Source organism: Burkholderia sp. Cy-637 (genome assembly GCF_011753175.1).
Lineage (GTDB): Bacteria > Pseudomonadota > Gammaproteobacteria > Burkholderiales > Burkholderiaceae > Burkholderia > Burkholderia gladioli.
On the sequence record NZ_VWWC01000210.1, the window covers coordinates 1 to 10403 of the forward strand.

The following is a 10403-nucleotide window of genomic DNA, read 5'->3' on the forward strand; positions in this document are numbered from 1 at the left end:
CGGCGGCACCGCGCCGGCTGCCGCGCGGCGCGCGCGGGGGCGCGCCGGTGCTCGGCTGGCCGGCATCGGGCAAGGGCTCGCCGAACAGGTCGAACTGTCCGGCCTCGCGCGGCGGCGCGTCATCCTGCGTCGTGGTTCGCGCGGGATCGCGCCGCGTGCTGCCTTCACCCATGCATGGCCGTTCGCTTGAGGCTGCCGTCAGCGCGGCAGCGGGTTCTCGTACATGTAGCGCCGCGACCAGGGCAGCGTTTTCGCGCTGCGGCCGGCCTTGCGGCAGACGAGCTGGTAGATCGACACGTCGTCGTTCTCGAAGGCATAGGCGCAGCCCGCGAGATAGACGCGCCAGATCCGGAACTTCTCGTCGTCGACGAGCTGGCGGGCCTGGTCGGCCTTGGCCTCGAAGTTCTCGGTCCAGATGTCGAGCGTGCGCGCATAGTGCCGACGCAGGCTCTCGGCGTCAACCACCTCCAGGCCGCCGCGCTGCGCCGCCTCGATCGCCAGGCTCACGTGCGGCAGCTCGCCGTCCGGGAACACGTAGCGATCGATGAATTCGCCGCCGCCCAGCGAGGTTTCGCCGCTGTCCGCGTCCGAGGAGGTGATGCCGTGGTTCATCGCCACGCCGTCGTCGGCCAGCAGCTCGCGCACCTTGGTGAAGTAGCCCGGCAGGTTCTTGCGGCCGACGTGCTCGAACATGCCGACGCTGGTGATGCGGTCGAACTGGCCGTCCACGTCGCGGTAATCCTGCAGGCGAATCTCGATCTGGTTCTCCAGGCCTGCGCGGCGCACGCGCTCGGTGGCGAGGTCGAACTGGTTCTGCGAGAGCGTCACGCCCACGCAGTGCGCGCCGAACTTCTGCGCCGCGCGCAGCACCAGCGCGCCCCAGCCGCAGCCGATGTCGAGCAGGCGCTGGCCCGGCTGCAGCTGGATCTTGGTCAGGATGTGGTCGATCTTCTTGATCTGGGCGGTGGCCAGGTCCTCGTCGCCGGTCTCGAAGTAGGCGCAGGAATAGACCATGTTCTCGTCCAGCCACAGCCGGTAGAAATCGTTCGAGACGTCGTAGTGATACTGGATCGCCTTCTTGTCCGAATTCTTGGTGTGGGTGAAGTAGCGCGTGACGCGCGCCAGCTTGCTCGCATTGGTGACGGTGCTGCGCGCCAGCGAGTAGCCGATGTTGATGATGTCGGGCAGGCGCCCCTCGATATCGATCTTGCCCTTCACATAGGCCTCGCCGAGATTGTCGAGGCTCGGGTCGAGCAACAGCGGCAGGGCCGAGGCGTGGTTGACCTTCAGCGTCACCGCCGGCGCGCTGAAGTTGCCGAAATCGTGCTGGTCTCCATTCCACAGGACGAGGCGCGCCGGAAGGTTCGCCTTTTCCCGTACTTCGTCTGCCCACTGTGCCAGCTTCTTTTCCCAGAACATGAGGATTCTCCGTTGTCCGTTGAAACGAATACAGCCAAGTCTTCGTACTGACCCGTCGCGTCGAGGCGGCGGGCCGACATGCAAATCGAAACACGAGCTGCGCCGTGGGTTGGTCACGCGGCGCGAATCAGGTCAGGGCGAGAGCCGCTCGATGGTCCAGGCGTCGGCGCCCGCCGGATCGCGCAAGTAGCGCAGGCGGTCGTGCAGCCGCGAGGGCCGGCCCTGCCAGAACTCGATCGCCTCCGGCACCAGCCGGTAGCCGCCCCAGTGCGGCGGGCGCGGCGGGTTCTCGCCGTAGCGCGCGCCGAAGTCGCGTTCGCGCGCCTCCAGCACCTCGCGGTTGGCGATCACCGCGCTCTGCTCCGAGGCCCAGGCGCCGATGCGCGAGCCCACCGGGCGCGAGGCGAAATAGCTGTCGGATTCGGCGGCGCTGGTCTTCTCGATGCGGCCTTCGATGCGCACCTGGCGTTCGAGCTCGATCCAGTAGAACAGCAGCGCGGCATGGGGGTTGTGCGCGATCTCGCGGCCCTTGCGGCTCTCGTAGTTGGTGAAGAACACGAAGCCGCGCTCGTCCACGCCCTTGATCAGCACGATGCGCGCCGAGGGGCGGCCGTCGGCGTCGACGGTGGCCAGCGTCATGGTGTTCGGTTCGGGCAGTTGCGCGTCGAGCGCCTCCTTGAACCATTTGTCGAATTGACGGATGGGATCGGATGCGACGTCGGCCTCGTCGAGCGAGGCGCGCGAGTAGTTGATGCGGAGATCGGCGAGAGAGGTCATTTCTTATGCGAACGCTTCAATCTGGGGCCAGTATAGCCAAGGAAACAAAATCCTGCGTTGCGGTGTCGCGGCCGACCGGCATTGCGACGATCAGGCAAAATAGGCGCTTCGCGGCTGTTCCGCTTTCATTTCGCTTACCTACGCATGTCCCGCATCGACGCCGTCGCAACGCCTCACGATCTTACCCCGAGCCCGTCGAATCAGCTTGACGCAGCCGACCGCGCGCGGCGCTTCGGCGGGGTGGCGCGCCTCTATGGCCCGGCCGCGCTGGCGGCCTTCGAGCGCGCCCACGTGGCGGTGATCGGCATCGGCGGGGTGGGCTCGTGGAGCGTCGAGGCGCTGGCGCGCAGCGCGATCGGGCAGCTCACGCTGATCGATCTCGACAATGTCGCCGAGAGCAACACCAACCGGCAGTTGCACGCGCTGGACGGCAACTACGGCAAGGCCAAGGTCGAGGCGATGGCCGAGCGCATCGCGCTGATCGATCCGGCCTGCCGCGTGCATTGCGTGGAGGAGTTCGCCGAGCCCGACAATTTCGAGGCCCTGCTCGGCGGCGGCTTCGATTTCGTGATCGACGCGATCGACAGCGTGCGCACCAAGGTTGCCCTGATCGCCTGGTGCGTCGAGCGCGGCATCCCGCTGGTGACGGTGGGCGGCGCGGGCGGCCAGCTCGACCCGACCCGCATCCGCATCGACGACCTGGCGCTGACGATCCAGGATCCGCTGCTCTCCAAGGTGCGCGCGCAGTTGCGCAAGCAGCACGGTTTCCCGCGCGGGCCGAAGGCGAAGTTCAAGGTCAGCGCCGTCTATTCGGACGAACCGCTGATCTATCCCGAGGCGGCTGCCTGCGAGATCGACGACGAGGCGGCGGCCGGCCCCGCCTCGGGCGGCCCGGCCGGGCTCAACTGCGCGGGGTTCGGCTCGAGCGTGTGCGTGACGGCGAGCTTCGGGTTCGCGGCGGCCGCGCATGCGCTGAAGGCGATCGCCGCGCGGGGCTGAACGCCCGCCTCTCGCGCATTTCGCGTTTTGTAGGCAATCCGAAAGATTGTGTCCGCGAGCGCGGCGGATCGTGCTCCGGAGGCGCTGGATGCGCCAAATGAAACGGGCGCGGGCCTGATCGGCCCGCGCCCGTGTTTTCTTGCGGTGGCGCTACCGTATCGCGCCAGCCGGCTCAATACAGCGCCGCGCTGAGCTTGCGGCGCCAGGCGGCCACCAGGTTCGGCTGGTCCGAGGCGAGCTCGAACACCGACACCATGGTCTTGCGGCCCACGTCGTCCTTGAAGCCGCGGTCGCGCTGCACGATCTCCAGCAACTGCACCAGCGCGCCCTCGTACTGGCGATGCGCGATCAGCATCTGCGCGAGGTCGAAGCGCGCCTCGAGATCGTTGGCGTCGGCGGCGATGCGTTGCTCCAGCGCATCGGTCGGCGGCAGCTCGACGGCCGCGTCGAGCGCGTCGAAGCGCGTCTTGATCGCGTGGTAGCGCGGGTCGACGCCGTTCACGGTCTGCGGCGACAGGCGCGTGGCCTCGTCGCGCGCGGCCTCGACGCGATTGACGGCCAGCAGCAGCTCGATCAGGTCGAGGCGGATGTCGTCCTGGCCCGGATTGAGCGCGAGCGCGGCCTGCAGGTGGCGCACCGCGTCCTCGTAGCGCTCCTCGGCGAAGGCGATCTGCGCGGCGCGGCGCTCGGCTTCCTCGCCCGAGGGCAGCAGCCGGTCGATGAAGGCGCGCAACTGGCCTTCGGGCAGCACGCCGACGAACTGGTCGACGGCGCGGCCGTCGGCGAAGGCGATCACGTGCGGGATGCTGCGCGTCTGGAAATGCGCGGCCAGTTCCTGGTTCTCGTCGACGTTGACCTTGACGAGCTTCCAGCGTCCCGCGTAATCGGCCTCGAGCCGTTCGAGCATCGGGCCCAGGGTCTTGCAGGGGCCGCACCAGGGCGCCCAGAAATCGACCAGAACCGGCGCGTCGAGCGATGCTTCGATGACGTCGCGTTCGAAAGTGGCGAGCGTGGTGTCCATGTGGTCCTCGTGAGTCGGAAATATCGCGTAGTTGGGGCCGAAGCCCGTTGTTTCAATGCGCCGCGCCGGCCGCTCAGCGCGGCTTGCGCTCGGGCAGCGGGATCCACTCGGTCTCGCCGGGCACGCTGCCCATGCGCTGCTCGGTCCAGGCCAGCTTGGCCGCCTCGATCGCCTCGCGCGTGCTGGCCACGAAGTTCCATTCGATGAAGCGTTCGCCGGCCAGCTTCGCGCCGCCGAGCAGCATCACGCGCGCGCCGTCGCGGCTGGCCAGCGTCACGGCCTGGCCCGGCGTCAGCACCGCCATCTGCTCGGCTTCGAGCGGCTGGCCGTCGATCGTCAGGTCGCCCTGGGCCAGGTAGACGGCGCGCTCCTCGTGCTCGGCGTCGAAGCCGAGCACGGTGCCGGCCGCGAATTCGGCCGCCACGTAGAGCGTGCGCGAGAAGGTGGTGACCGGCGAGCGCGCGCCGAAGGCGTCGCCGGCGATCACCGTCAGCGCCACGCCGTCGCGCGTGAGCTTCGGCAGGCTGGCCGCCGGGTGATGCTCGAACGAAGGCTCGGTGGTTTCGTGCTCGAGCGGCAGCGCCACCCAGGTCTGGATGCCGTGGATGGTCTGGCCGCGTTCGCGCACGTCCTCGGGCGTGCGCTCCGAGTGGACGATGCCGCGCCCGGCCGTCATCCAGTTCACGTCGCCGGGCACGATGGCCTGCAGCGAGCCGAGGCTGTCGCGATGCAGGATCGCGCCTTCGAACAGGTAGGTGACGGTGGCCAGGCCGATATGCGGATGCGGGCGCACGTCCAGGCCGGTGCCGGGCGGCAGCTCCGCCGGGCCCATGTGGTCGAAGAAGATGAAGGGGCCGACAAGGCGCGCGGCCATCGCGGGCAGCACGCGCCGCACCTGGAGATTGCCGATGTCGCGGATATGCGGTTTCAGGACCGCTTTGATCGATTCGCTCATGATCTTGATGGGGGCGGACTTGGGGTGCGCCCATTGTATCGGGCTCGCGGGGCGCGCGCCTGCCGGCGGATGCCGGTAGACTGGCGCCCGTTGCTTGCGCGATCACGGAGGAAACGTCGCGATGATGGCCTGGAAGGATTTGCTGCTGGCGCTGGTGGTGATCGTCGCCTGGGGCGTCAATTTCGTGGTGATCAAGCTCGGCCTGCACGGCGTGCCGCCGATGCTGCTCGGCGCGCTGCGCTTCACGCTGGCCGCCGTGCCGGCGGTGTTCTTCGTGCCGCGCCCGCGCATCCCGTGGCGCATGCTGCTGCTCTACGGCGCCACCATCCTGCTCGCGCAGTTCGTGTTCCTGTTTACCGCCATGCAGGTCGGCATGCCGGCCGGGCTGGCCTCGCTGGTGCTGCAGGCGCAGGCCTTCTTCACGCTCGGCTTCGCCCGGGTGTTCCTCGGCGAGCGCGTGCGCGCCTGGAACCTGCTCGGGCTGGCGATCGCCGCGGGCGGGCTGGCCGCGATCGCCGTGCAGGGCGGCGGCGCCATGACCACGGCCGGCTTCGCGCTGACCTTGTGCGCGGCCGCCGCCTGGGCGCTCGGCAATATCGTCACCAAGCGGATCGGGCCGGTCGAGCTGGTGCCGCTGGTGGTGTGGGGCAGCGTGGTGCCGCCGCTGCCCTTTTTCGCGCTGTCGCTGGCCTTCGAGGGGCCGGCGCGCATCGAGGCCGCGCTGGCCTCGCTGTCGGGCATCTCGGTGTTCGCGGTGGTCTACCTGGCCTTCGTTGCCACCCTGGTCGGCTACGGCATCTGGGGCCGGCTGCTGTCGCGCTACCCGGCCGCCCAGGTCGCGCCGTTCTCGCTGCTGGTGCCGGTGGTCGGCATCGCCTCCTCGGCCTTCTTCCTCGGCGAGCAGATGAGCGCGGCCGAGTACCTGGGCGCCGCGCTGGTGATGGGCGGGCTGGTGGTCAACGTGTTCGGCGGGCGGCTCGCGCGGCGCGGCGCCTGAGGAGCCCGGGGCGCCATGAAAAACGCCTCGCGCGAAGGCGAGGCGTGTGACGGGCCGAATGCCGGCGGCGAAGGCGGACGGCCGCCTCAGGCCATCCGGCTCTTGGCCAGCGGCGGATTGGCCGCGAAATAACGCTTGATGCCGCGGAAGATCGCGTCGGCCATCTGCTCGCGATAGGCGTCGTCGTTGAGGCGCTTCTCTTCGTCGGGATTGCTGATGAAGGCGGTCTCCACCAGGATCGAGGGGATGTCGGGTGCCTTCAGCACCGCGAAGCCGGCCTGCTCGACCGAGCCCTTGTGCAGCTTGTTGATGCCGCCGACCTCGCGCAGCACGTAGTTGCCGTAGCGCAGCGAGTCGCGGATCTGGGCGGTGGTCGACATGTCGAACAGCGCGCGGTTGACCGACACGTCCTGCGTCTTCACGTTGATCCCGCCGATCGTGTCCGACGAGTTCTCCTTGTTCGCCATCCAGCGCGCGGCCGCGCTGGTGGCGCCGTGGTCGGACAGCGCGAACACCGAGGAGCCGTGCGCCTGCGGCGTGGTGAAGGCATCGGCGTGGATCGACACGAACAGGTCGGCGCCCACGCGCCGCGCCTTCTGCACGCGCACGTTCAGCGGGACGAAGAAATCGTTGTCGCGCGTCATCATCGCGCGCATGTTCGGCGCGCCGTCGATCTTGGCGCGCAGCTTCTTGGCGATGTCGAGCGCGACGTGCTTCTCGTAGGTGCCGCCGCCGCCGATCGCGCCCGGATCCTCGCCGCCGTGGCCCGGGTCGATCGCCACCGTCAGCAGGCGCACCGTGCCGTTCTTGCCGCCCTTCGGGTTGGTGAAGGCGTAGGTGTCGGGCGTGCCGTCGTCGTCATCGTCCTGCTGCTTGGCGATCACCGGCGGCGGCTTGACCGTCGGCTTCGGCGCGGCCGGTGCCGCGGGCGAAGCGGGCGAGGCAGGCGAGTTCGGCGAATTCTGCGCGAAGCGCTGGAAGAACGCGTCGCTGTTGTCGCCGGCCGCGGGCGGTGGCGTGCCGGGGCCGTTCAGCGCGGCTTGCGGCGGCTGGGCCTGCTGGGCGCGCACCGCATCGTTGAGCTGCTGCTCCTTGCGTTCGGTCTGCGAGATCAGGTCGGACAGCGGGTCCGGCGCGACAGCCGGGTAGAGGTCGAACACCAGCCGGTAGCGATAGGTGCCCACCGGCGGCAGGGTGAACATCTGCGGTTTCACCGAGCCTTTCAGGTCGAACACCATGCGCACCACGTGCGGCTGGTACTGGCCGACGCGCACCGACTGGATCTGCGGATCGTTCGGCGCGATCTTCGAGACCAGGTCGCGCAGCGCCTGGTCGAGGTCGAGCCCGTCGAGATCGACCACCAGCCGGTCGGGGCCTTGCAGCAGTTGCTGCGCGGCCTGCAGCGGCTGGTCCGATTCGATCGTCACGCGCGTGTAGTCGCGCGCGGGCCAGACCCGCACGCCGAGCACCGAGGAGGCCTGCGCCAGGCGCGGCGCGACCAGCCCCAGCACCAGCGTCGAGGCGCCCGCGCAGAGCACCTTGCGGCGGCGCCAGTTGTGAGTCGTGGTGGCGGCCGACTCGATCGACCGGAACGGTTTGATCAACATCTTTCGAGACATGCGTTTCCTGATGCGCTGTAGGCTCGCGCCACGAGGCGGCGGCCTTCGCCGTCGACATCGAGCGCGAACACGAGATCCGGCACGCCGAGCAGGGTGCCTGCCTGCTGCGGCCATTCGACGAGGCAGATCGCGCCGGCATTGAAATATTCGCGAAAGCCCGCGTCCGCCCATTCGGCCGGATCACTGAATCGGTAGAGATCGAAGTGATGCACCGCGAGTTCCCCATCGGCGCGTTCGAGCGCATACGGCTCGACCAGCGTGTAGGTGGGGCTCCTGACGCGCCCGGCATGGCCGAGGCCGCGCAGGACGGCGCGCACCAGGGTGGTCTTGCCGGCGCCGAGATCGCCGAGCAGCTGGATCTGCAACCCGCCGAAGGCGTTCGCGGCGAGGCGTTCGGCGCGCACCGCGTCGAGCGCCTGGGCGAAGCGCAACCCGAAGGCGGCCGTCGCGGCCTCGTCGGGGAGCGCGAACTGGCGCTCGGCGAGCGGGGCGGACGGGACGATCGCGTGGATCGGATGGCTGGGCTGCGCGGGCATTCTCGTAAAATAGCGCGATGAACCGTAAACCGGAACTCGCCATGATGGACGCGCCCTCGACGCAACGCGAGGGCGCCGCGCCGCGCCGCCTCGACGATGCGGCGCTGGATGCGCTGGTCGTGCGCATCAAGGCCTGGGGGCGCGAACTGGGTTTCGGGGCGATCGGCATCAGCGATACCGATCTCTCGGATGCCGAAGCGGGGCTCGCCGCCTGGCTGGAAGCCGGTTGCCACGGCGAAATGGATTATATGGCCAAACACGGCATGAAACGCGCGCGCCCGGCCGAACTTGTGGCCGGTACGCTACGCGTGATCTCGGCGCGCCTGGCCTATCTGCCGGCCGAAACGGCCGCCGCCGACGCGGCCTCGGCGGGCGGCGGCTGGCGCGCGCGGGAGCTGGCGCGGCTGGAGGATCCGGCCGCCGCCGTGGTGTCGATCTACGCGCGCGGCCGCGATTATCACAAGGTGCTGCGCAATCGGCTGCAGACCCTGGCCGAGCGCATCGAGGCCGAGATCGGCCCGTTCGGCTATCGCGTGTTCACCGATTCGGCGCCGGTGCTCGAGGTCGAGCTCGCCCAGAAGGCCGGCACCGGCTGGCGCGGCAAGCACACGCTGCTGCTGCAGCGCGATGCCGGCTCGCTGTTCTTCCTCGGCGAGATCTTCGTCGACCTGCCCTTGCCGACCGATGCCGAAACCAGCCCCGCGACGGCGCCCGAAACCCCCGGCTCGCATTGCGGCAGTTGCACGCGCTGCATCGACGCCTGCCCGACCGGCGCGATCGTCGAGCCGTTTCGCGTCGATGCGCGGCGCTGCATTTCCTACCTGACGATCGAACTGAAAGGCAGTATTCCGGAATCGCTGCGCCCGCTGATCGGCAATCGCGTGTATGGCTGCGACGACTGCCAGCTCGTCTGTCCCTGGAACAAGTTCGCGCAGCCGGCGCCGGTGGCCGATTTCGACGTGCGCCACGGGCTCGGCAGCGCCTCGCTGGTGGACCTGTTCGGCTGGAGCGCCGAGCAGTTCGACGAGCGCATGCAGGGCAGCGCGATCCGCCGCATCGGCCACGAGCGCTGGCTGCGCAATCTCGCGGTGGGGCTGGGCAATGCGCTGCGCGCGCCGCGCGAGCGGCTCGGCGACGAGACGCGCGAGGCCATCGTCGCGGCGCTCGCCGCGCGCGCCGACGATGCGTCCGAGCTGGTGCGCGAGCATGTCGAATGGGCGCTGCAGGCTGCCTGAAGGGCGCGCTGCCGGGATTCGTCATGGCGGCGTAAAGTGGCGCCTGGGGTACCTGGCGCCTGGAAAGAGAAATCGAGCGTGACGGTCGCGCGGCCCGGGCCACCGCCGTATCGAAGGAGCGAAGCATGTTCAACGCCGTGATCGACGCGCCGTTCGGCAAGATCGGCATCCGCACCGAGGCGGGCAGGGTGCGCGAGATCGTCTACGTGCCCGAGTCGGTGCGCAGCATCGATCCCGACAATGCGCTGGCGCTGCGCGTCGCGCGGCAGATCGATCGTTATCTCGAGCGCGCCTCGGCGCGCTTCAAGCTGCCGCTGGCCGAAGTCGGCTCGGCGTTCCAGCAGCGCGTCTGGCAGGCGATCAGCGAGGTGCCGCCGGGCACCGTGGCGACCTATGGCCAGATCGCCAAACGCATCGGCAGCGCGCCGCGCGCGGTCGGGCAGGCCTGCGGCGCGAACTGGTTCCCGCTGGTGATTCCCTGCCATCGCGTGGTCGCCTCGGGCGGCATCGGCGGTTTCGCGAACCAGGACGAGGATGGTTATTACCTGAAGATCAAGCGCTGGCTGCTGGCGCATGAAGGGATTCGTTACTGATGGTGCGCAAGATGGGGAAGGTGGCCGGCGTCGATGCCGATGGCGAGGCAATCGCGAGCGAGACGGCGCCTGCGTCGGATGCGGCCGCGGCGGCGAATCCGACTGAAGTGAACGCGCGCCGTGGTGCGGCGGGTGCCCCGCCCGCCGCCATGTCGACTCTCGCTCCCCCTACCGCCCACGCCGCCATCAACGGCGAACCGATCCCCACGCTCGACGACATCGCCGCCGAGCACTTCGCGCTGACGCCCTGGG

General features: G+C 69.3%; 11 protein-coding genes and 1 pseudogene. 6 read left to right on the forward strand and 6 right to left on the reverse strand.

The annotated features are described in order from the left end of the window. Positions 1 to 190, forward strand: a 190-nt coding sequence (locus tag F3J10_RS31680; protein ID WP_167243751.1) for a hypothetical protein, incomplete at its 5' end; no start/stop codon positions are given. A gap of 8 nt (positions 191 to 198) precedes the next feature. On the opposite strand, the gene F3J10_RS31685 is transcribed toward F3J10_RS31680, so the two are convergent. Then, the gene (locus tag F3J10_RS31685; RefSeq protein ID WP_025101700.1) at positions 199 to 1419 is read right to left on the reverse strand and encodes a cyclopropane-fatty-acyl-phospholipid synthase family protein; all 1221 of its coding nucleotides are present in this window, start codon (positions 1417 to 1419) and stop codon (positions 199 to 201) included. Positions 1420 to 1551: 132 nt separating this feature from the next. After that, a complete protein-coding gene (gene pdxH, locus F3J10_RS31690) occupies positions 1552 to 2196 on the reverse strand; it encodes a pyridoxamine 5'-phosphate oxidase (protein WP_166916220.1) in 645 nt (214 codons plus the stop codon). Between the two features lie 144 nt (positions 2197 to 2340). On the opposite strand from pdxH, the gene tcdA reads away from it, so the two are divergent. Next, on the forward strand, positions 2341 to 3195 hold the full coding sequence (gene tcdA / locus F3J10_RS31695) for a tRNA cyclic N6-threonylcarbamoyladenosine(37) synthase TcdA (protein WP_166916222.1): 855 nt from the start codon (positions 2341 to 2343) through the stop codon (positions 3193 to 3195). Between the two features lie 172 nt (positions 3196 to 3367). On the opposite strand, the gene trxA is transcribed toward tcdA, so the two are convergent. Next, positions 3368 to 4216, reverse strand: a complete 849-nt coding sequence (gene trxA / locus F3J10_RS31700; RefSeq protein ID WP_025101703.1) for a thioredoxin — start codon at positions 4214 to 4216, stop codon at positions 3368 to 3370. Between the two features lie 73 nt (positions 4217 to 4289). Beyond that, positions 4290 to 5171: a pirin family protein gene (locus F3J10_RS31705; RefSeq protein ID WP_166916224.1), complete on the reverse strand. Its 882-nt coding sequence runs from the start codon at positions 5169 to 5171 to the stop codon at positions 4290 to 4292. Between the two features lie 124 nt (positions 5172 to 5295). Between F3J10_RS31705 and F3J10_RS31710 the strand changes: the two genes are divergently transcribed. After that, on the forward strand, positions 5296 to 6168 hold the full coding sequence (locus F3J10_RS31710; RefSeq protein WP_205194355.1) for an EamA family transporter: 873 nt from the start codon (positions 5296 to 5298) through the stop codon (positions 6166 to 6168). Between the two features lie 86 nt (positions 6169 to 6254). Here the strand turns inward: F3J10_RS31710 and F3J10_RS31715 are convergent, their stop codons facing one another. Then, entirely contained in the window at positions 6255 to 7787 is a 1533-nt protein-coding gene (locus F3J10_RS31715; RefSeq protein WP_167243752.1) for an N-acetylmuramoyl-L-alanine amidase, read from the reverse strand. Then, a complete protein-coding gene (gene tsaE / locus F3J10_RS31720) occupies positions 7769 to 8323 on the reverse strand; it encodes a tRNA (adenosine(37)-N6)-threonylcarbamoyltransferase complex ATPase subunit type 1 TsaE (RefSeq protein WP_167243753.1) in 555 nt (184 codons plus the stop codon). Before tsaE ends, F3J10_RS31715 begins: the two co-directional genes overlap by 19 nt. Positions 8324 to 8340: 17 nt before the next feature. Here tsaE and queG point away from each other — a divergent pair, with 17 nt between their 5' ends. From queG to F3J10_RS36425, 3 genes and pseudogenes are all read left to right on the forward strand, one after another. Then, positions 8341 to 9558, forward strand: coding sequence for a tRNA epoxyqueuosine(34) reductase QueG (gene queG, locus F3J10_RS31725; protein WP_025101708.1), 1218 nt, complete (start codon positions 8341 to 8343; stop codon positions 9556 to 9558). Positions 9559 to 9683: 125 nt separating this feature from the next. Next, positions 9684 to 10151 (forward strand): methylated-DNA--[protein]-cysteine S-methyltransferase, encoded by a 468-nt coding sequence (locus F3J10_RS31730; RefSeq protein WP_124094549.1) that lies wholly within the window; start codon positions 9684 to 9686, stop codon positions 10149 to 10151. Further along, positions 10151 to 10403: pseudogene (locus F3J10_RS36425) on the forward strand (hypothetical protein); the annotation flags it as partial. The gene F3J10_RS31730 and the pseudogene F3J10_RS36425, both read left to right, overlap by 1 nt.